The sequence below is a fragment of the Micrococcus sp. KRD077 genome (assembly GCF_017168505.1).
GTDB lineage: Bacteria > Actinomycetota > Actinomycetes > Actinomycetales > Micrococcaceae > Micrococcus > Micrococcus luteus.
Window position 1 is genome coordinate 1 of the sequence record NZ_JABFAZ010000030.1, and the last position, 21,108, is coordinate 21,108.

The 21,108-nt window shown below is 73.3% G+C and carries 19 protein-coding genes; 5 read left to right on the forward strand and 14 right to left on the reverse strand.

From position 1 onward, the window contains the following. Positions 1-48: 48 nt before the first annotated feature. Entirely contained in the window at positions 49-1,146 is a 1,098-nt protein-coding gene (gene ccsB, locus J1M39_RS07415) for a c-type cytochrome biogenesis protein CcsB (protein ID WP_206496639.1), read from the forward strand. A gap of 15 nt (positions 1,147-1,161) precedes the next feature. Here the strand turns inward: ccsB and J1M39_RS07420 are convergent, their stop codons facing one another. Continuing rightward, positions 1,162-1,566 (reverse strand): PLDc N-terminal domain-containing protein, encoded by a 405-nt coding sequence (locus J1M39_RS07420; protein ID WP_010080314.1) that lies wholly within the window; start codon positions 1,564-1,566, stop codon positions 1,162-1,164. 65 nt (positions 1,567-1,631) lie between these two features. Here J1M39_RS07420 and J1M39_RS07425 point away from each other — a divergent pair, with 65 nt between their 5' ends. After that, positions 1,632-1,907, forward strand: coding sequence for a DUF4229 domain-containing protein (locus J1M39_RS07425; protein ID WP_010080315.1), 276 nt, complete (start codon positions 1,632-1,634; stop codon positions 1,905-1,907). A 51-nt stretch (positions 1,908-1,958) separates the two neighbouring features. On the opposite strand, the gene J1M39_RS07430 is transcribed toward J1M39_RS07425, so the two are convergent. From J1M39_RS07430 to J1M39_RS07485, 12 genes are all read right to left on the reverse strand, one after another. Next, a complete protein-coding gene (locus tag J1M39_RS07430) occupies positions 1,959-2,831 on the reverse strand; it encodes a 1,4-dihydroxy-2-naphthoate polyprenyltransferase (RefSeq protein ID WP_036316696.1) in 873 nt (290 codons plus the stop codon). A 127-nt stretch (positions 2,832-2,958) separates the two neighbouring features. Further along, the gene (locus tag J1M39_RS07435) at positions 2,959-4,140 is read right to left on the reverse strand and encodes an AMP-binding protein (protein WP_206496640.1); all 1,182 of its coding nucleotides are present in this window, start codon (positions 4,138-4,140) and stop codon (positions 2,959-2,961) included. A gap of 66 nt (positions 4,141-4,206) precedes the next feature. Next, a complete protein-coding gene (locus J1M39_RS07440) occupies positions 4,207-5,772 on the reverse strand; it encodes an aspartate:alanine exchanger family transporter (RefSeq protein WP_206496641.1) in 1,566 nt (521 codons plus the stop codon). Positions 5,773-5,803: 31 nt separating this feature from the next. Further along, complete coding sequence (locus J1M39_RS07445) at positions 5,804-6,787, reverse strand: 1,4-dihydroxy-2-naphthoyl-CoA synthase (protein WP_206496642.1); 984 nt, start codon at positions 6,785-6,787, stop codon at positions 5,804-5,806. Between the two features lie 171 nt (positions 6,788-6,958). Continuing rightward, the gene (locus tag J1M39_RS07450; protein ID WP_144861961.1) at positions 6,959-9,205 is read right to left on the reverse strand and encodes a S9 family peptidase; all 2,247 of its coding nucleotides are present in this window, start codon (positions 9,203-9,205) and stop codon (positions 6,959-6,961) included. 110 nt (positions 9,206-9,315) lie between these two features. Next, positions 9,316-10,470, reverse strand: a complete 1,155-nt coding sequence (locus tag J1M39_RS07455; protein WP_063189975.1) for an acyl-CoA dehydrogenase family protein — start codon at positions 10,468-10,470, stop codon at positions 9,316-9,318. A gap of 36 nt (positions 10,471-10,506) precedes the next feature. Next, positions 10,507-11,292: an enoyl-CoA hydratase/isomerase family protein gene (locus J1M39_RS07460; RefSeq protein ID WP_063189977.1), complete on the reverse strand. Its 786-nt coding sequence runs from the start codon at positions 11,290-11,292 to the stop codon at positions 10,507-10,509. Then, positions 11,289-13,022 (reverse strand): long-chain-fatty-acid--CoA ligase, encoded by a 1,734-nt coding sequence (locus J1M39_RS07465; RefSeq protein WP_063189979.1) that lies wholly within the window; start codon positions 13,020-13,022, stop codon positions 11,289-11,291. The genes J1M39_RS07460 and J1M39_RS07465 overlap by 4 nt, the downstream gene beginning before the upstream one ends. Positions 13,023-13,045: 23 nt before the next feature. Further along, on the reverse strand, positions 13,046-13,789 hold the full coding sequence (locus J1M39_RS07470; RefSeq protein ID WP_063189981.1) for a 3-hydroxyacyl-CoA dehydrogenase: 744 nt from the start codon (positions 13,787-13,789) through the stop codon (positions 13,046-13,048). Between the two features lie 48 nt (positions 13,790-13,837). After that, positions 13,838-15,025: a thiolase family protein gene (locus tag J1M39_RS07475; protein WP_063189983.1), complete on the reverse strand. Its 1,188-nt coding sequence runs from the start codon at positions 15,023-15,025 to the stop codon at positions 13,838-13,840. Positions 15,026-15,071: 46 nt separating this feature from the next. Next, the gene (locus J1M39_RS07480) at positions 15,072-16,607 is read right to left on the reverse strand and encodes a class I adenylate-forming enzyme family protein (RefSeq protein WP_063189984.1); all 1,536 of its coding nucleotides are present in this window, start codon (positions 16,605-16,607) and stop codon (positions 15,072-15,074) included. A 28-nt stretch (positions 16,608-16,635) separates the two neighbouring features. Next, positions 16,636-17,502: a CoA transferase gene (locus tag J1M39_RS07485; protein ID WP_231866342.1), complete on the reverse strand. Its 867-nt coding sequence runs from the start codon at positions 17,500-17,502 to the stop codon at positions 16,636-16,638. 204 nt (positions 17,503-17,706) lie between these two features. On the opposite strand from J1M39_RS07485, the gene J1M39_RS07490 reads away from it, so the two are divergent. Genes J1M39_RS07490 through J1M39_RS07500 form a run of 3 tightly spaced genes read left to right on the forward strand, consistent with a single transcriptional unit; the run spans position 17,707 to position 19,531 of the window. Then, a complete protein-coding gene (locus J1M39_RS07490; RefSeq protein ID WP_063189986.1) occupies positions 17,707-18,315 on the forward strand; it encodes a TetR/AcrR family transcriptional regulator in 609 nt (202 codons plus the stop codon). Then, positions 18,312-18,797, forward strand: coding sequence for a MaoC/PaaZ C-terminal domain-containing protein (locus J1M39_RS07495; RefSeq protein WP_063189988.1), 486 nt, complete (start codon positions 18,312-18,314; stop codon positions 18,795-18,797). Before J1M39_RS07490 ends, J1M39_RS07495 begins: the two co-directional genes overlap by 4 nt. Further along, positions 18,794-19,531 (forward strand): enoyl-CoA hydratase-related protein, encoded by a 738-nt coding sequence (locus J1M39_RS07500; protein ID WP_063189990.1) that lies wholly within the window; start codon positions 18,794-18,796, stop codon positions 19,529-19,531. The genes J1M39_RS07495 and J1M39_RS07500 overlap by 4 nt, the downstream gene beginning before the upstream one ends. A gap of 68 nt (positions 19,532-19,599) precedes the next feature. Here J1M39_RS07500 and J1M39_RS07505 read toward each other — a convergent pair whose 3' ends face one another. Continuing rightward, positions 19,600-20,985 (reverse strand): NCS2 family permease, encoded by a 1,386-nt coding sequence (locus J1M39_RS07505; RefSeq protein WP_342356389.1) that lies wholly within the window; start codon positions 20,983-20,985, stop codon positions 19,600-19,602. Between the last annotated feature and the right edge of the window lie 123 nt (positions 20,986-21,108).

Consider the following 21,108-nt stretch of genomic DNA (forward strand, 5'->3'; position numbering starts at 1 on the left):
CCCCGAGACCCCCGCCGGCCCCGCCGACGCCCGATCAGGAGACTGACAGTGTTCAACCCCACGGCCCCCGTGAACGAGCAACTGGCGCTGTACAGCGACCTCTTCATGCTCATCGCCGCGCTCGTGTACGCGGCGGCGTTCATCCTGTTCACCATCGACATGGCCACCGCCTCGGCCACCATCCGCCGCCTCGAGGCCGACCTCGCGGCCCAGCGCGGGCAGGTGCGCACCGCTCCGGCCCGCGAGACCGTGGGGGTCGCCGTCGGCGGGTCCACGGCGGTCGGCGCGAGCGACTCCGACACGGCCCGGCCGGCCGCCGCCGAGCCCGGCGTCGACGCGGACGACGACCTCGTGGACGAGGACATGGACTACACGGGCGGCGGCCGCCGCCCGGTCGCCAACGTGGCCGTGGCCGTGCTGGCCGTCGGCTGGGCGCTGCACGCGTTCGCCGTCGTCGCCCGCGGCCTCGCCGCCTACCGCGTGCCGTGGGGCAACCTGTACGAGTTCATGACCACGGGCGCGCTCGTGATCACGACCGTCTACCTGCTGTTCCTCTTGCGCAAGGATCTGCGCTTCGTGGGCACGTTCGTCACCGGCATCGTCGTGGCGATGATGTGCGCGGCCACCATGGGCTTCCCGACGCCGGTGGGCCACCTCCAGCCGCCGCTGCAGTCCCCGTGGCTCGTCATCCACGTGTCCATCGCCGTGCTCGCCAGCTCGCTGTTCGCGCTGACCGCGGCGATGTCCGTGCTGCAGCTGCTGCAGGACCGTGCGGAGAAGCGCGCCGCGGCGGGCGAGCGCTCGTGGGCGTTCCTGCGCCTCGTGCCGGCCGCGCAGGGGCTGGAGAACTGGTCCTACCGCCTCAACGCGATCGCCTTCGTGATGTGGACGTTCACCGTGATCGCCGGCGCCATCTGGGCCGAAGCCGCGTGGGGCCGGTACTGGAACTGGGACACCAAGGAGGTCTGGTCCTTCGTCATCTGGGTGGTCTACGCGGCGTACCTGCACGCCCGCGCCACCCGCGGCTGGACCGGCGCCCGCGCGGCCTGGCTGAGCATCGTGGGCTTCCTGTGCATCGTGTTCAACTACACGATCGTGAACACGTACTTCCCGGGCCTGCACTCGTACGCGGGTCTGCCCGGCTGAGTCCGGCGGGGCCCCTCAGGCGCGCGGGCCGTCGCCGTCCGGGTCGGCGTCGTCGTCGCCCTGCTCCCGACGACGGCGCAGCTCCTCCTCGCGGGCGCGCAGCTCGGCCTCGCGGCGGTCCAGGTCCTGCTCGCGGGCGTCCTGGCGGCGCTGCATGCGCAGGCTGCGCAGGAACGCCTCGTCGTCGTCCGGGGCCCCGGTGGGCCGGGGCGCCGGGCGGCCGGCCGCGCCGGCCGGGCGGGCGCGGCCGAGCAGCAGCCACAGCAGCGGCCCCACGAGCGGCACGAGCACGATGACCGCCACCCACGCCGCCTTCGGCAGGCTGCGCACCTCGCGGGCGGGGGTCAGCAGCGCCTCGAACAGCGCGTAGAGGGTCAGGCCCGCGAGGATGATCGCGGCGGGGATGATGAAGCGGCCCATCCTTCCAGTCTAGGCGCGGGCTGGGCGGTCGGCGGGCGGGGCGTCCTTCCTCGTAGGATGGACCGGTGCGCATCTTCTTCTACGGTCTGGTCCGCGTGGTCGTCTTCGTCGCCCTGTGGGCGCTGTTCTACTACGTGATGGACCTCGGGATGATCTTCGGGGTGATCGCGGCCACGATCCTGACGTTCGCGGTCAGCTACCTCTTCCTCGGCCGCCTGCGCACGGGGGCCACCGAGGACCTGTCCGCCGCGTGGGAGGGCCGCCCGGGCCGCCGGGGCCGCACCGAGACCGCCGACGCGGACGCCGAGGACGCCTACACCGAGGGCCGGTTCCGCGAGTGAGCCCCGCGGGGCGACGGGGCGGATGCCGCCGCCGTCGTCATCCCGTGCGGCTCAGAGCAGCGCGCCGAGGGTGAACGTGATCGCGTAGACGATCCCGATCACGCCGGTCGCGCGCAGCACCGGGATCAGCGCCCGGCGGTCGTCGGCGCGCAGCACTGTGCGGATCGGCCGGATCGCGAGCAGGCCGCCGATCGGCACGAGCAGCAGCCCCGGGTGCACCGCCACCCAGAACAGCGGCAGCAGCAGGGCGACGGCCAGCATGACGCCGTAGGACGCCCGCGCGGGTCCGTCGCCCAGGCGGGCGGCCAGCGTCATCTTCCCGACCTCGCGGTCCGTGGGGATGTCCCGGATGTTGTTGGCCATGAGCAGGGCCGTGGAGATCAGCCCACAGCCGATCGCGCCGGCCCAGGCCAGGCCGCTGACGGCGTCGGCCTGGGTGTACGTGGTGCCGAGGACGGCCACCAGCCCGAAGAACACGAACACGAACACCTCGCCGAGGCCGAGGTACCCGTACGGCCGCTTCCCGCCGGTGTAGAACCACGCGGCCAGCACGCAGGCGACGCCGACCAGCAGGAACCACCAGTGCCCCGAGAGCAGGATGAGTCCCAGGCCGGCCAGTCCGGCGAGGCCGAAGGACGCGAAGGCCGCCTGCTTCACCTGGGCCGCGGGCACGAGCCCGGAGACGGTGAGCCGGAAGGGGCCCACGCGCTCGTCGTCGGTGCCGCGGATGCCGTCCGAGTAGTCGTTGGCGTAGTTCACGCCGATCTGCAGCGCGAGCGACACCACGAGGGCCAGCAGCGCCGCGCCGAGGTGGAAGGAGCCGAGCTCCGCGGCGGCGGCCGAACCGACGATCACGGGGGCGATCGCCATGGGCAGCGTGCGCGGGCGCGCGGCGGCGACCCACTGGGAGAGCGTGGCGGCCATGGGCGGGGGTTCCTCCTGGGGAGCGGGGTGGGCAACGGCGTGCGGCGGGCCGGGTCGACGGCGGCGCGCGGCCGGGGCCCGACGTCGGCCGGGCCCGGGTCATTCTCCCACGCGGGCGGGGCGGCGCTCAGCCGGCGGTGAACCGGGCGGCCAGGGCCTGCCGGTCGATCTTGCCGGTGGAGAGCAGGGGCAGGGCGTCGAGGACGAGCCACGTCTTGGGCACCGCGGCCGCACCCAGCGCCTCGCGCACGTGGGCGCGCAGGACGGCCTCGTCGGGGGCCGCGGCCTCGTGGGCGGGCACGACGGCGGCGCACAGCCGGGCGCCCCACTCGGGATCCGGCACGCTGGCCACGTGGGCCGCCGCGACGCCCGGGTGCGCCTCGAGCACCGCGGTCACCGCCGCCGCGGACACCTTCACCCCGCCCGTGATGACGACGTCGTCCAGGCGGCCGGTCACGGCCAGCCGCACGCCGCCGTCGTCGGTGGGGGAGAGCACGCCCGTGTCCTCGGTCAGGAAGGCGCGGGCGCCGTCCGCGGCGGTGACGAAGTGGGCGGCGGTGCGGGCGGAGTCGTCGAGGTAGCCGGCCGCCACCATGGGCCCGGCCAGGCGCACGCGCGGCGGGGCGTCGGGGTCGTCCGGGGCCACCGCGGCGGTGACGCCGGGCAGCGGCACGCCGTCGTAGACGCAGCCGCCGCACGTCTCGGCCATGCCGTAGGTGGCGGTGAGGCGCACCCTCGCCGCCTCGGCCGCGGCCCGCAGCGCGGGATCGAGCCGGGCGCCGCCCACGAGCACGCGGTCGAAGGAGCGCAGGGCCGCCCGCCCGGCCGGGTCGGCGTCGGCCGCGAGGAGGCGGGCGAGCTGGGTGGGGACGAGCGAGACGAGCCGGGGGCCGGCGTCGTCGGGCAGGGCGGCCGCCCCGGTGGCGAACGCCGCGGGCGTGAACGGGCCCGGGGGCAGGGCCACGGGTGCGGTCCCGGCCGCGATCGAGCGGGAGAGCACGGCGAGCCCGGCCACGTAGTGCACGCCGAGGGCCAGCAGCCACGCCCCCTCGCCGCCGAGCCGCCGGGCCGTGGCCGCGGCCGAGGCGCGCAGGGCCGCGCCGGTCAGGACGATCTGCTTCGGCGTGCCCGTGGACCCGGAGGTGCGCACCACGGCGACGGCGTCCGGGTCGCCGCAGCGGCGCGGGTCGCGGGCCTCGGGTCGGGGGAGCGCGGCGCCGTCGGCGGTCAGCTCGACGGGGGCGCCGCCGTCGAAGGCCGCGGCGAGGGCGTCCGTGGCGCGGGCGAGGGCGTCGGCGGTGGCGGGCATGGCCCCGAGTGTAGGAGGCCCGACGGTCGGACGGACCCGCCCGGCGGACCGGATCCGCCCGGCCGGTCAGAGCATGAACGGCACGGTGGCGATCTTGACCACCATGATCAGGGCGAACAGCTGGGCGTACCCCTCGGTCACGCGGGCGTCGGTGGAGCGGGAGAGCGCGTAGTCCAGGATCGCCGGCTGGCCCGTGATGCCCGCCAGCGCCCCGTAGGTGCGATCCACGGACTGCCCCAGCAGCCGTGCCGCGGCGATGAGCAGGGCCGCGGTCAGCGCGGTGAGCACGGCGGACATCAGGATGGCCAGCCCGCCGACCCGGGTGAACACCGTCTCGATGAACGCCGGGCCGGCGGCCAGGCCCACCACGCCCAGGAAGAGCATGAGGCCGAACTGCCGCAGCGTCAGTGCGATCTCCGTGGACGGCTCCCACACCGTGGGTCCCGTTCGGCCGATCGCACCGAGGGCGAGACCGACGAGGATGCACCCGGCCGCCGGGCCGAGGGAGAAGGAGGCCCCGCCCGGAAGCGGGATCGTCACCATGCCCAGCAGGTAGCCCAGCGCCATGCCCGTGCCCAGGGAGATCCAGTCCAGGTCCGAGAGCCCGCGCGTCGAGTTGCCGAAGAAGTCGCGCACCGCCTCCATCCGCGGCGCGGTGGTCACGATGAGCACCCGGTCGCCGACCTTGAGCTCGGTCTGCGGGGTGGCCAACGACTCGACGTCGTCCCGCCGCAGCCGGGCGACGTCGGTGCCGAAGCGCTCGCGCAGGGACAGCGTGCCCAGGCGGCGATCGGCCAGGGCGCGGGCCGTGACGATGACCATGGAGGTCTGCAGCGGGTTCATCACCCGCGCCGGGTCGGCGTCGGTGCGGCGGCCGAAGGCCTGCACGGCCGCGTCGATGTTCTTCTCCGTGCCGTCCAGGACGACCTCGTCCCCGGGTTCGATCCGGTCGGCGGAACCGGCGATCCGGGCCACGCCGCCGCGGCGCAGCGCCACCACGCGCACCAGCCCCTCGGAGATCCCGGGGATCTCCCGCACGGCGAGGGCGGAGGTGGCGGCCGCGGCGGTGAAGCGCAGCTTGCCGTCGGTCACCGGCGCCGGATCGCGCGGGGAACTGCTCCACGGGCGGGCGGCGAGCACGGTGATCGCGATGATGGTGCCGACCACGCCCACCAGGTAGGACAGCCCGTAGCCCACGGCCGGGGCCTGCCCGCCGGTGAGCTGGTTCGCCAGCGCCATCGCCGGCGTCGCGGTGAGCGAACCCGTCCACACGCCGATCGCCGTCGGCAGGTCCAGGTTGAGCAGCGCGGCCAGGGGGTGCACCGTGAAGGCGGTGAGGATCACCACGACGACGGCGGCCAGCATCAGGGGCAGGTTGCGGCGCAGGTCGCGGAAGAACACCTTGCCGGCGCCGAGCCCGATCAGGTAGGCGAACAGGGCCAGGCCGAAGCTCTGGAACAGGGCCAGCCGGTCGCCGACGTCGGGCAGCACCGCCCCGACGAGCAGGCCCACGAACAGTGCTCCCGAGGCGCCGAGGCGGATCTTGCCCAGGGGGATGGTGCCGACGGCGGCGCCCAGGGCAACCGTGGCCATGAGGACGAGGATGGGCTGGTCGTTGAGCAGTGCGAGCATGGGCGGGTCTCCGTCCTGCCGTGGTGGTCGGTCAGAAGTGGTACGGGAAGGCGGACCAGTCCGGGTCGCGCTTCTGCAGGAACGCGTCCCGGCCCTCCACGGCCTCGTCCGTCATGTAGGCCATGCGCGTGGCCTCGCCGGCGAAGACCTGCTGGCCGGCCATGCCGTCGTCGGGAAGGTTGAACGCGAACTTGAGCATGCGCAGGGCCTGCGGGGACTGACGGTTGATGTCCGCGGCGAACTCGAGGGCGACCTCCTCGAGGCGCTCGTGGTCCACGGCCTCGTTCACCGCGCCCATGGCCACCATCTCCTCGGCCGAGTACTCGCGGCCGGTGAAGAAGATCTCGCGGGCGCGCTTCTGGCCCACCTGCCGGGCGAGCAGGGCCGAGCCGTAGCCGGCGTCGAAGGAGCCCACGGTGGCGTCCGTCTGCTTGAACTTCCCGTGCTCGCGGGAGGCGAGGGTGAGGTCCGCGACCACGTGCAGCGAGTGGCCGCCGCCGGCCGCCCAGCCGTTCACGACGGCGATGATCGCCTTGGGGGAGGTGCGCATCAGGCGCTGGACCTCGAGGATGTGGAGGCGTCCGGCGCGGGCCGGGTCGATGGTCTCGGCCGTCTCCCCCTCGGCGTAGCGGTAGCCGTCGCGGCCGCGGATGCGCTGGTCGCCGCCGGAGCAGAAGGCGTGCCCGCCGTCCTTGGGGGAGGGGCCGTTGCCGGTGAGCAGCACCGTGCCGACGTCCGGGGTCATGCGGGCGTGGTCGAGGGCGCGGTAGAGCTCGTCCACGGTGCCGGGCCGGAACGCGTTGCGGACCTCGGGGCGGTCGAAGGCGATGCGCACCGTCGGCAGGTCGCGCACCCAGCGGCCGTCGGCGTCGCGCTCCACCTGGCGGTGGTAGGTCAGGTCCTCGAAGTCGAAGCCCTCGACCACGCGCCAGCGCGTGGGGTCGAAGAGGTCGGAGACCTGCTCGGGCAGGCGGTCGCGGTCGGGGCGGGCGGCGTCGGGCTGCGGGGTGCTCATGGGGCCCGAGTCTAGGCCCGCCGGGCGAGGCGGGGGTGAGCCGCCCGCCTCCTCCGCGAGCCAGACAATTCGGTCGTCCCAGGGCCGTTCTGACAGCAGTACTCTCTGGTTCACGCGCGCGGCGCACCAGCGCATCGACGGCTGCGCGGGCTGCCGGGGCCCCGCCCCGGCTCAGACGATCCGCGCCGTCGCCCCCAGCGCGGTCAGCAGGAACGCGTACTCCCAGGCGGTGTCCTCCCAGCCCTGGTACCGGCCGGACGCGCCGCCGTGGCCGCCGTCCATCTCGGTGCGCAGCAGGATCGGGGCGCCGCCCTCGGCCAGAGGCGTGGCCTGGTCGCTCGTCACCGTCCGCCGCAGCTGGGCCACCCACTTGGCCGGCTCGACGTAGTGCACGCGGGTGTCGTTCAGGCTCGTCACGGCCGCGATCGCCGGGTAGTCCACCGCCCGCACGTTCTCATACGGGGTGTAGGCGCGCATGGCCGCGTACACGGCCGCGTCCTCGATCGGGTTGCCCCACTCCTCCCACTCGAGCGCGGACAGCGGCAGCTCCGGGTCGAGGATGGTGGTGAGCGCGTCCACGAACGGCACCACGGCCAGGCACGCCCGGTACAGCTCCGGCGCGAGGTTCAGCACAGCGCCCATGAGCAGGCCGCCGGCCGAGCCGCCCATGCAGGCCACGCGCGCCGGGTCCGCCCAGCCGAGGCCCACGAGGTGCCGGGTGGCGTCCACGAAGTCCGTGAAGGAGTGCCGCTTGGCCAGCTTCTTGCCGTCCTCGTACCAGCGCCGGCCCAGTTCGCCGCCGCCGCGCACGTGCGCGACCGCGAACACCACGCCCCGGTCCAGCAGGGACAGCCGGGCCACACCCAGCACGGGGTCCATGGACATCTCGTAGGAGCCGTAGCCATACACCACGCACGGGGCCGTCCCGTCCGGCTTCACGTCGCGGCGCCGGATCACGGTGACGGGGATCCGCACGTCCTCCCCGGTCACCGACGACGGCTCGGAGGCCGGCGCCCACACGCGCTCGGCCACGTAGTCGGCCGGGTCGTAGCCGGGCACCTCCGTCTCGCGGCGCAGGTGCACCTCGCCTGTCGCCGCCGAGACGTCCAGCACGCGCGCGGGCGTGATCCAGGACGTGTAGGCCAGCCGCAGGAACGGGGACTCGGCCGCCGTCGCGGACAGATGGCACGCGTAGAGCTCCTCGTCGAACGCGGGCTCGCGCCAGTGCGCGGCCTGCCCGGCCAGCACGGCGTCCAGTTCGGCGACGACGACGCGCGGGGTCGTCTCCCGGCGCACGGCCAGGGCGGCATGGGTCAGGGTGACCATGACGCCGTCGACCTTCACGTCCTCGCGGTGCGGGACGACCGTGCGCCAGGCGCCGCGGTCGGCGACGTCCGCCTCGGCGACCACCGAGAGCATCCCGTTGGGCGCGGCGACGGGGGCGCCGTCGTCGTCCAGGGCGCGGTCGTGGACCACGAGCAGCCGGCGGACGCCGTCGGCGTCGGTGACGGGCTCGACGTCGGCGAGCATCCGCCACGCGCGGGGGATCAGCACGCGCGGGGCGGGCAGGGGTGCGGCGGGGTCCTCCGGCAGATCGACCACGAGGGTCTCGGAGACCTCCGAGTTGCCGACGCCGATCAGCAGCTGGGTGCGGTCGGCCACGCCCTCGAAGCCGGTCCACATGCCCGGGTCGGCCTCCTCGTGCAGGAGCACGTCCTCGGCCGGGTCGGTGCCGAGCACGTGGGCCTTGACCTGGTACGGCCGCCACGAGTCGTCCCACACGGTGTAGAACACGCGGGTGCCCGAGCGGTCGAAGCGGACGCCGTGGGCCACGTTCTCGACCGCGTCCGGCAGGTCCTCGCCCGTGGCGATCTCGCGCACGCGCAGGGTGAAGCGCTCGTCGCCGGTGTGGTCCACGGCGTAGGCCACCCGGGTGGCGTCCGGGCTGATGTGCAGGCCGCCGAGCGCGAAGAACGGGTGGCCCTCGGCCTCGGCGTTGCCGTCCAGGATCACCTGCTCGCCCGGCAGGGCGGCGTCCGGGGTGATGACGGGCGGGGTCCAGTCGGCCTCCAGGTCGCCGGTGTCGCGTGCGGGCACGCGGCAGTGGATCGGGTACTCGGCGCCCTCGCGGGTGCGCACGAAGTACCACCACCCGTCCCGGCGGGCGGGCACGGAGCGGTCCGTCTCCACCGTGCGGGCCTTGATCTCGCCGACGATCGCCTCGCGCAGCGGCGCCTGGTCCGCGGTCACGGCCTCGGTGTACGCGTTCTCGGCGGCCAGGTGCTCGAGCACGCGGGGCTCCGCCTTGCCGCGCAGCCACTCGAAGTCGTCCTGGAACGTGTGGCCGTGGTGGCGGCGGGTCACGGGCTCGGCGGAGGCGGACGGCGGGACGGGGGCGTGCGAAGTGGTCTGGGGCATGCGGCCCATCCCATCACGCCGCGCGGGGCGGGGCCGACACCCCGCGCCGCACACGGCGACGGCGGCGCACCGGTCCGGTGCGCCGCCGTCGGGGGTGACGGGGGTGTGGCTCAGAGTGCCCGGGCCACGAGCATCTTCATGATCTCGTTGGTGCCGCCGTAGATCTTCTGCACGCGGGCGCCCGTGAACGCCCGGGCGATCGGGTACTCCTCCATGTACCCGTACCCGCCGAAGAGCTGCAGGCAGCGGTCGACCACCTTGTTCTGCATGTCGCTGGCGAAGAACTTCACCATGGAGGCGTCTGCGGCGGTCAGCGTGCCGTCCACGTGGGCGACGATGCACTGGTCCACGAGGGTCCGGGTCGCCAGCGTGTCCGCGACGCACTCCGCCAGGACGAACTGCGTGTTCTGGAAGGACATCAGCGGTTCGCCGAACGCGTGACGCTCCTTGGTGTACCGGATGGTCTCGCGCACGGCGGCCTCGCACACGCCCGCGGCCAGCACCGCCAGGGTGAGCCGTTCCTGAGGCAGCTGGGCCATGAGCTGCACGAAGCCCTGGCCCTCGTCCGGGCCGAGCAGGTGGGACACGGGGACCCGCATGTCCGAGAAGGAGAGTTCGCGGGTGTCCTGGCCGTGCTGACCGATCTTCTTCAGGACCCGGCCGCGCTCGAAGCCCTCGAGGCCGTCCGTCTCCGCGACGATCAGGGACAGACCGCGGCCACCGGGCTCGTCTCCCGTCCGCGCCACGATGAGCAGCAGGCCGCAGTGCGTGGCGTTCGAGATGAAGGTCTTGGAACCGTTGATCACGTAGTGGTCCCCGTCGCGGGTGGCGCGCGTGCGGACCGCCTGCAGATCCGACCCGGTGTTGGGCTCGGTCATGGCGATCGCCCCGACCAGCTCTCCCGAGGCCAGCCCGGGCAACCACCGCTGCTTCTGCTCCTCGGTGCCGTACGCCAGGATGTAGTGCGCGACGATCGGGGAGTGGATGCTGAATCCCCACGCGTCGTCGAAGCAGCGACCCTGTTCGGTGAGGATCGCGGCCTCGAGCGCGAAGGTGCCGCCGGCCCCGCCGTACTCCTCCGGCAGGGAGGGACACAGCAGGCCGGCCTCTCCGGCCTTGGTCCACAGGTCGCGGTCCACCCCGTGCTGCTCGGCCCAACGCTCCTCGTGGGGGACGACCTCGCGGGCCAGGAAGTCGCGGCAGTGCTCCAGCAGGGCCTCCGCGTCCTCCGTCAGCCAGGGGGATCGGTACGAATCCAGGATCATGGTGTTCTCCTCGGTGTCTCAGTGTGTCGGTGTCGGTCAGCGGGAACCGAAGACGGGGCGCCGCTTCTGCGCAAATGCGCTCATCCCTTCGGCGGCGTCGTCGGAGGCCAGCGCCTCCAGGAAGGCCCGGCGCTCGTGGGCCAGGCCGTCGGTCAACGACAGGTCCTGGGCGCGGCGGGCACAGCCGACGGCGAGGCGGACCGCGCCTGGCGCGTTGTCCGCGGCGCGCCGGGCGATGTCGACCGCACGGGCGACGACGTCCTCGTCCGCCGCGACCTCGGCGACCAGGCCCGCGGACTCGGCCCACGCAGCGTCGACCGACTCACCGGTCATGAGCATCCGCGTGGCCTTGGCCTTGCCGATCGCGTGGACGAGCCGCTGTGTGCCGCCGGCGCCGGGGATGACGCCGAGCCGGACCTCGGGCAGTCCGAAGGACGCGGACTCCCCGGCGACGACGAGGTCGCAGGCCAGGGCCAGCTCGCAGCCACCGCCGAGGGCGAGTCCGCGCACCGCGGCGATCACCGGCTGGGGGCTCGCGGCGAGCAGGTCGAACAGCCGGTCGAGGTAGACCTCGGCGTCCGGGTCGGCGGTGAGGGCCTCGCGGAGGGCGAGCACCTCCGGGATGTGTGCACCGGCACAGAACGCGCGGTCGGAGCCGGTGATCACGACGGCGCGCACCTCCGGGTCCTGCTGGGCGTGCTCGAGGGCATCGGCGAGGCCGGCCACGAGCGCCGACCCCAACGCGTTCAGGGCCCGGTCGTCCTGCAGGTGGATCACGGTGACGGGGCCGATGCGCTCGGTCCGGATGATGTCGCGGGTCATGCTCGGCCGCCTTCCTCGACGTCGCCGGCCCCGCCGCCGGGGCGGGCGGCCTCCGACGCGTCCGCATAGAGGTCCGTGTGCCGGCCGCGGATCGTCTTCTTGTCGATCTTCCCGACACTGGTGCGGGGGAGCTCCGTGACCACGTCCACGCGCTCCGGGAGCTGCCACGAGGCGAACGCCCCGCTCAGGTGCTCGTGGACCTCGGCGAGCGTGATCGTCGCTCCAGGACGAAGCATCACCTGTACGTATGGGCGCTCCTGCCACTTGGGGTGGGGCAGCCCGACGACCGCGGCTTCCGTGATGGCCGGATGGCTCGTCAGCAGGTTCTCCATGTCGATCGACGAGATCCACTCGCCGCCGGACTTGATGACGTCCTTGAGGCGATCGGTGACCTTGAGGTAGCCGTCCGAGTCGACGGTGCCGACGTCGCCGCTGCGCCAGTAGCCGTCGAGGAACCGGCCCTCGGCGTCGGCCTCGCTCATGCCGTGGTACCCCGTCGTGACCCACGGCCCGCGCACGCAGATCTCCCCCTGGCTGACGCCGTCGAAGGGCAGGTTTTCATCACCCGGCCCGACGATCCGCAGGTCCACGTTGGTCAACGGCAGGCCCTGCTTGCGTTTGAGGTCCATCAGGGCGGGCTCGTCGAGGCGGGCGAGCACACCCGGCTTGTAGCGGTTCACCGTGACCAGGGGAGTGGTCTCGGTGGCGCCGTAGGCATGGACCACCTCCGCGCCCGTGAGGTCGCGGAATCCCCGCATGAGCGACAACGACGGCTCGGTCGCCCCGGAGATCATGCGCAGCCGGCTCAGGTCCGGCTTCTCGTCCAGGGTCTCGATGTAGGCGAGCATCGGCTGGAAGATGGCGGGGGCGCCGCTGGTGATCGTCACCTCTTCGGCGATGAGGGCGTCGGTCAGGGGGGCGGTGTCCTCCGCCATGTAGCGGCCGGGGAGGACGATCTTGTTCGCCATCAGGGTGGCGGCCTGCGGGAGGCCCCAGGCCTGGCCGTGGAACATGGGGGTGATGATCATGGTGGCGTCCCGGAGCGTCATGCCGATCGAGGCGGCCAGGGCATACGAGTGCAGCACGATCGCGCGGTGCGAGTAGAACACCCCCTTCGGCCGGCCGGTCGTGCCGGTGGTGTAGCACGCGCCGTAGGCGGAGGTCTCCTCGACCTCCGGCCAGTCGACGTCCGGGGAGGCCGAGGCCAGGAGGTCCTCGTAGTGCCGCACGCCCGGCAGCGTCGTCTCGATCTCGGACAGGGGGCGGTCCGTCATCACCACCCACGTGGTCACCTCCGGCAGGCGCGGGGCGATGACCTCGGCGTGGCGCAGCAGGGACTCGTCCACGAACACCGTGGTGCACCCGCTGTCCGTGAGGACGTGGACGAGGTCTTCGGGTGCGAGGCGGAGATTCACCTGGACCATCGTCGCGCCGATGCCGGGGATCGCCCAGTAGAGCTCGTAGTGTCGCCGACTGTTCCAGTCGATGACGCCCACGCGGTCGCCGGGGCTGACGCCGAGGCCGGTCATGGCGTTCGCGGCGCGGCGGATCCGTTCGTAGGCCTCGGCGTACGTGTAGCGGTCCCACCCCCCGTCCGGGGTGCGATAGACGATCTCCTGGTCGCCGTGGGTCCGGGCGGCGTGTCGGATGAGGGTGGTGGTGTTCAGCTGGACGTCGTCCCCCGAGGTCGAGGGGTATCCGGTGACGCGGCGGCGGGGCGCGGTGCTCATGGTTCCTCCAGAAGTGGTCAGGATCAGCGGGGCGCCATGCGGATGGCGCCGTCGAGGCGGATGGTCTCGCCGTTGAGCATCTGGTTCTCCACGATGTGGGTGACCAGATGCGCGTATTCGGCCGGATCGCCGAGGCGGGAGGGATAGGGCACCTGCTCCCCGAGGGAGGCACGGGCCTTCTCCGGCAGCTGGTGCATCATCGGCGTGAGGAAGAGTCCGGGCGCGATCGTGTTCACGCGGATTCCGTAGGCTGCGAGCTCACGGGCGATCGGCAGCGTCATCGCCACCACGCCCCCCTTCGACGCTGAGTACCCGGCCTGGCCCACCTGTCCCTCGTAGGCGGCCACGGAGGCCGTGTTGACGATGACGCCGCGGCCGCCATCGTCGTCCGGCTCGTTCTCGGCCATCGCCGCGGCCGCGAGGCGGATGACGTTGAAGGTGCCGATGAGGTTCACCCCGACGATCCGTTCGAAGTCCGCCAGCGGCTGGGGGCCGTCGCGGGAGATCACCTTGGCGGCCGAGCCGATGCCGGCGCAGTTCACGACGCCGGACAGCGGCCCCGGCTGGCGGGTCGCCTCCGCCACGGCGTGCGCGACCTGGACGGCGTCGGTGACGTCTGCCTCGACGAAGACGGCGCCCTCGGGCGCGGTTCCGGCGCGGTCGGCCACCACCACGTGCCCGCCGCGGTCGAGCAGCGCGCGGGTCGTGGCCTCGCCGAGGCCGGACGCGCCGCCGGTGACGAGGAAGGTGCGGTCCTTGATCTGCATGTGATGCTCCTGGTTCTGGTCCTGGGAGGGTTCCGTTGGTCGGGGCGCTTAGAAGCGCTCGAGGATGGTGGCGTTGGCCATGCCGCCGCCCTCGCAGACCGTCAGCAGCCCGTACCGGGCCTGACGGCGGTGGAGCTCGTCGGTGAGCTGAGTGAGCAGCCGGGCGCCGGTCGAGCCGAGCGGGTGGCCGATCGCGATGGAGCCGCCGTTCACGTTGAGCTGGTCCTCCGGGTAGCCGAACTCGTCCATGAAGATCAGGGGGACGGGGGCGAACGCCTCGTTCACCTCGACGAGGTCGATGTCCGTGATGTCCAGTCCGGCCTGGTCCAGGGCGCGGCGGGTCGCGGCGAGGATCGCTGTGAACTGGAGCACCGGGTCGTCCGCCGCCACCGCCATGCTGAGGATGCGGGCCTTGGGGCGCAGCCCGGCGGCCTCGGCGGCGCCGCGTTCGGCGACGAGGAGGGCGGCGGCGCCGTCGCTGAGCTGGGAGGAGTTCCCCGCCGTGATGGCGCCGTCGGGGGAGAACACGGGGGCGAGCGCGGCCACCTTCTGCGGATCGACGTCCGCACGGATGCCTTCGTCGGCGGTGAGTGCCACGGTGTCGCCATTGCGGTCGAGCCCGTCGATCGGCACGAGGGAATCCGTGAAGCGGCCTTCCCGGGTGGCTTCGGCGGCGCGGCGGTGGCTCTGGACGCTGTAGGCGTCGAGCCGTTCGCGCGTGAGGCCCCACTTCTCCACGATGAGCTCCGCGGACGGCCCCTGGGCGGGGAGGTTGCCTTCGAAACGGGCCAGGGAACGCGTGCCGTACCACTCGCCGCGGGGGCCGCCCGGGGCGAAGAGCGGGCCGAGGTCCACCCGGGACATGGACTCCACGCCGCAGCCGATCGCCCAGTCGTATTCGCCGGACCGGACGCCCTGGGCGGCGAAGTGCACGGCCTGTTGGCCGGAGCCGCACTGGCGGTCGATCGTGGTGCCGGGCAGGCCGATCGGCAGGCCGGCGCCGAGTAGCGCGTTGCGGGCCACGTTGCCCGCCTGCTCGCCGCGCTGGAGCGCGCAGCCGGCGATCAGGTCGTCCAGGGCGTCGGCGTCGGCCCCGGAATGGCGGACGAGGTGGTCGAGCGTGTGCGCGAGCAGGTCCAGGGGATGCCAGTCGCGCAGGGCGCCGCCGCGGCGGCCCACGGGGGTGCGGACGGCGTCGACGATCACGGCGTCTCGGCTGGAAGGGGCGGTGCTCATGGGTTCTCCTTCACGGGTGAGGTCTGGTGGGACGGAGGGGCCCGGCTCAGGCGGGGACGCCGGGCTCGGTGAGGTCGGCCCGCAGGCGGTGCTTGAGGATCTTCCCGGAGAGGTTGCGGGGGATCTCGCGCAGCACCAGCTCGTGCGGGAGCTTGTAGTGCGAGAGGCGGCCTTCGCCGTAGTCCCGCAGCGCCTCGAGGGACACGGTCGCGCCGGGCATCGGGGCGACGACGGCGACGATGCTCTCCCCGTAGTCGGGATGGGGGCGTCCGATGATCGCCAGTTCGGCGACGCCCGGGCAGCCGGCCAACGCGTTCTCCACCTCGGCGGAGTACACGTTGCGCCCGCCCGTGATGATGAGGTCCTTGAGGCGGTCGACCACGGTGAGGAAGCCCTCCTCGTCGACCCGGGTGAGGTCGCCCGTGTGGACCCAGCCGTCGACGACCGTGACCGCCGTGGCCTCGGGGTTCCGCCAATACCCCTTCATCATGGTCTCGCCCCGCATGATCATCTCGCCGACCTCCCCAGGGCCGACGTCGCGGCCGTCCGCGTCGACGACGCGCACCTCGGTGTTGGGCATGGCCATGCGCCCGCTCGTGTGTGGCTTCGCCATGACCTCCTCATGGGTGAGCAAGATCCCGCCCGGACCGCCCTCGGTCTGGCCGCACGCCTGGATGATGTGGACGTGAGGCAGCGCGGCCACGAGCGCCTCGGCCGTGCTCGCCGGCATCGGGGCGGCGCCGTAGAGGATGCCGCGCAGGTGGGACAGATCGCTGGCGGCCAACCTCGGGCTGCGCAGCATGTAGGCGAGCATCGTGGGGACGCCGAAGAAGATGGTGGCCCTCTCCCGCTCGAGCGTCGCGATGACCTCGTCGGGGTCGAAGGCCGGGAGCAGGACGTGGGTGGCGCCCAGCATTACGCCGCTGAACAGCAGGAGGTTGAGGGCGGCGGAGTGGTACAGCGGCGCCACGTGCACCATCGTCTCGCCGACCCGCATGCCCAGGCCCATGATCATGTTCTGGCCCACCCACAGCACGCGGTGGTGGTCGAAGAGGGCGCCCTTCGGCCGTCCCGTCGTGCCGGAGGTGTAGATGATGAGGGCGTCGTCGTCCTCGGCCAGGTCCGGATGGGCGACGGCTCCTTCAGGCCGGCCGTCGGCCGCGGCGAGGACGTCGTCGAAGCCGTCGAGAGCGCCGAGCGCGAGGAGCTGGGCCGACCCCGAGTCCGCTGCGGCCAGGGCCTGGACACCCTCGCCGACGGTCGGGTCGACGAGGAGCATCCGCGCCTCGGTGTCGGCGAGGAAGTGCTCGAGTTCAGGACGCGCGGAGCGCGGGTTGACGGGGGCGACGATCGCACCCGCCCGCAACGCTCCGTAGAGGCCGATCACGAATTCGGGGGTGTTGCCGGCCACGAGGACGACGCGGTCGCCCGGGCGCAGTCCTCGGGAGATGAGTTCACCGGCGAGCCGGTCCACGGTCGCATCGAGGTCGGCATAGGTGAGCGAGGAATCGCCCCATTTCAGGGCGGGGTGCTGGGGGACGCGGCGGGCCGTGGTGGCGAGGACGCTGGGGAGGGTGGCCATGATGTGCTCCTGAGGACGGACGGCGGGGTCAGCGAGGGGGACGGACGACGGCGAGCGGCAGGTCGAGCTCGTTAGCGATCCGCTCCCACTCGGCTCCGGGACGGGTGAGGATCGTGCGGGCGATCTCGTCCCGGGTCGAGCCGATGTGCTCCGCCAGGCGGGCGGCGAAATGGGGCTCGACCGCGGCGACGGCCACATGGCCGTCGGCGCTGGCGTAGAGGGAATAGGTGGGCAGGTCTCCGCCGAGCGGGCCGCCCGGGCCGAGCAGGCCCCGCCGCACCGGGGCCGCGGCGGCCCTGGCGGCGTCCTCGAGCGTCACGCGGACGCGGGTGACCGGGCCCCCGTGGTCTCGGCTCCGCAGCGCGGCGAGCGCGGCGGAGACGGCCCGCTCCCCGCCGAGCAGGTCGGCCACGGGCACGAGCGGCATCCGGGGGGCGTCGAGGGTGCCGGCGGCGGCCTGGTAGGTCAGGTCGTGGCCCGGCAGGTCGGCGTCGTCACCGTCGTGTCCCACGACCTCGAGGAACACGGCTCCCGCGGCATGCGCCGAGGCAGGTAGGCCGAGGCGGTCGGCCGCGGACGGGCGCAGCGAGCTGAGCAGCAGGTCAGCGCCCTTCAGGAGGGTCGCGAGGTGGTCCTGCCCGGGACCGGTCTTCAGGTCCAGGGTCAGGACGCGCTGGCCGGCGATGAGTTCGGCGTACCACTGCGGGGCAGCGGCGGCGAGCGGATCGCCCGTCGGCGGTTCGATCTTCACGACCTCGGCTCCGAATTCGGCGAGCCGGGCCGCTGCGAGGGGGCCGGGCAGGTTCACGGCCACGGAGACGACGCGGATCCCGGCCAGGGGCCGCTCGCCCACGGATGTGGCGGGGCCGGACGTCGTCTGATCGATGGGCTGCACGGGTGCCCTCCTCTCGGTCCACTGGAATGTGATCTGCATCGCATCGGGGCGATGTTGTACGAATGTATAGTCGACTGTGCGAATGTGCAATGGCAGGATGAGATCCGCCGTCATCACCGACGGGCGGCAGCCCCCGGCCTCGCGGGGCTCGAGAGAGGAGCAACGGTGACGATCGACGCACGGAACGGTCCCGGAGGGGCGGGGATGGACGCCCCGGCATCGGACCTCACGGGCAAGGCCCGCATCCGACACGCCGCCCTCCGGCTCTTCGCGCATCACGGCGTCGAGGGGACCTCGATGCGTGCCATCGCCGAGGAGGCGTCCGTGACCGTCGGCCTGATCACGCATCACTACGGCTCCAAGGCCGGGCTGCATCGGGAGGTGGACGCCGCGGTCGCCGACGATTTCGCGGCCGCGATCGCGTCCGTCCCCGCGGAGGGGACGGCTCGAGACGTGACCCTCCGTCGGGACGCCGCGGTGGCTGAGATGCTCCGGGCCCGTCCCGACGTCCTCGAGTACGTCCGGCGCCATGTGCTGCTGGGCGAGCCGGCCGCCGACTCCCAGCTCGTGGAGAAGCTCACGGCGCTCGCCCGTGAGCAGGTGCGCCAGCTGCGTGCCGCGGGGCTCATCAGCGGCCGGCGGGACGAGGTGCCGCAGGTGGTGTCGATGATCATGCGCATGCTCGGCGAGCTCTTCTTCGAGCCGCTGGTGGACCGGATCGTCGACGCGGTCGACCGCGACGCCGCCCGGCCGGCGGTGGTCGTCCGTGTCCAGGCGGCGGAAGACGAAACAGCGAGAGGAGGCCGGGCATGACGGCCCAGGCGACAGACGGGCGGCACGCAGAGGACTTCACCGTGGGCGAGGAATGCGACCTCGGCACGTACGAGGTGACGGAGCAGGAGGTCATCGCGTTCGCATCCCACTGGGACCCGCAGGACATCCACATCGACCCCGGGCACGCCGAGACGGGGGGCCGCTACGGAGGCCTGATCGCCAGCGGCCTCCACACCCTGGCGATCCTCCAGCGCCTCCAGGTGCTGGGACGCCGCGAGCACTGGAACGTGATCGCCGGGCAGGGCATCGACCGCCTGCGGTTCCGGCGGCCGGTGCGCCCGGGGGACGTCCTCTCCGGACACAGCCGCGTCATCGACGTGCGGCTGGAGCCAGAGTGGCGCCGCGGACTCGTGGTGTTCGACGTGCGCGCCCTCAACCAGGAGGGCAAGGAGGTGCTGACCATGGAGATGGCGGCCTACCTCGAGATGCGGTCCGAGGCCACGGCCGGGAGGCGGGCATGACCGGCACCAGGGTGGCCACCGAACGTCACGACACCGCCCTCGTCCTGACCCTGGACGGCCCGGATCGGCTCAACGCCGTCACGCCGACCGCCATGGAGGCGCTGCACACCGCGCTGGGGGAGGCCGGTCGGGACCCGGCGATCCGCGCCGTCATCCTCACCGGCCGAGGACGGGCCTTCTGCGCGGGAGCCGATCTCCGGGACGACCTCGATCCGGAGGCGACGATGCGCGCGGCCAACCGTGTCGTCGAGACGATCCGGGCGGTGGACGTGCCGGTCATCGCGGCCGTCAACGGTCCGGCCGTGGGCTACGGCGCGGCCCTGGCGGCCGCCGCCGACCTCGCGGTCGCCGCCGACGACGCGTACCTCCTGCTGCCGTTCACGGGCATCGGCCTGGTGCCGGACGGCGGCAGCTCCGTCACCATCGCGCGGGCCGTCGGCCGGGCGCTGGCCGCGGAGATGGCCCTGACGGGGCGGCGCCTCGGGGCGGAGGAGGCTCGGGCCGCGGGGCTGTTCTCCCGCGTGGTCCCCGGGCCGGACCTCGCCGGCGTCGCCCACGCCCTCGCCGACGCGGTGGCCGAGCGTCCCCGCCGTGCGGTCGCGCTGGCCAAGGCCGCCCTCAACGCGGCCGACGCGGAGGTCGTGGGGCGCGCGCTCGAGCGTGAGGCGCGGGACCAGGTGGAGCTGATCCGCTCGGCCGAGTTCGCGCAGCGGTCCGCCGCCTTCCGGCGCTGACGACACCCCGCGCCGCACACGACGACGGCGGCGCACCGGTCCGGTGCGCCGCCGCCGGGGGTCGCGGGTCAGTTCAGGCCGAGGGCCGCCCGGACCACGCCGAGCCCGAAGTACGCGACGAACGCGAGCGCCACGAACCACAGCAGCGGGTGCACCTCGCGGCCGCGGCCCTGGCCGGTGCGGATCACCGCGTAGGCCACCACGCCGGCGCCGATGCCGTTGACGATCGAGTAGGTGAACGGCATGAGGATGAACGTGAGGAACGCGGGGAAGGCCGCGCCCGGGTCGGACCAGTCGATCTGCACCACGTGCTGGCACATCATGAACCCGACCACCACGAGCGCGGGGGCCACGGCCTCGAACGGCACGAGGTGGATGAGCGGGGAGAGGAACACGGCCGCGAGGAAGAACAGGCCGGTGAACACGGAGGCCAGGCCGGTCCGGGCGCCCTCGCCGATGCCGGTGCCGGACTCCACGAAGATCTGGTGCGCCGAGCCGGAGGCGGCGCCGCCCACGGCGACCGCGAGCGCGTCCGCGGCGAGCACCCGGTTCAGGTCGGGGATGGAGCCGTCCGGGTTCACGGTGCCGGCCTCGCGGGCCAGGCCCACGGAGACGCCCATCGCGTCGAAGAACACGGAGAGCAGGATCGCGAACACGAGCAGGGAGGCCATCAGCCCGCCCACGGAGGTGAAGGCGCCGAACAGGTCCACGCTGCCGAGCAGGTGCAGGTCCGGGGCGGTCCACTCGGGCAGGGAGGGGGCGATCAGGGACCAGCCGGTGGGCACGGCGTTCCCGTCGGCGTCCACGGAGGGGCCGATGTGGAACACGGCCTCCAGCACGTTGGCGAGGATCGTCGCCACGACGATGCCGATCAGGATGGCGCCGCGCACCTTGCGGATCACGAGGACCGCGGTCAGCAGCAGCCCGACGACGAAGACCAGCACGGGCCAGCCCTCGAGCTCGCCGCCCGTGCCCAGGCCCACCGGGACCGTGGTGTCGGCGGCGTCCGGCAGCCGCCGCACGAACCCGGCGTTGACGAGGCCGATCAGCGCGATGAACAGGCCGATGCCCACCACGATGCCGGACTTCAGCGACTCCGGGACCGCGTCGAACACGGCGCGTCGGAAGCCGGTCACCACGAGCAGCAGCATCACGAGACCGGCGAGGGTGACGAGGCCCATCAGCTGGGGCCAGGTGAGTCCCGGTGTCGTGGCGATGGTGATGGAGACGAACGCGGAGACGCCCAGGCCCGCGGCCACCGCGAACGGGTGCCGCGCCCACACGCCCATGACGATGGTCATGACGCCCGCCACGAGCGCGGTCACGGCGGCCACGGCGGGGATGCCCAGGGTGTTCCCGGCCGAGTCGGGCCCGGACAGGATCAGCGGGTTCAGCACCACGATGTAGCTCATCGCCAGGAACGTGGCGAGGCCGCCGCGGAACTCCTGGCCCACCGACGAGCCGCGCTCGGTGATGCGGAAGTACCGGTCCAGGGCGCCGCGGGGAGCGGCGCCCTGGACCGGTACCTGTCTCTTCTACACATCTCCGAGCCCACGAGACGGAGCTACATCTCGAAT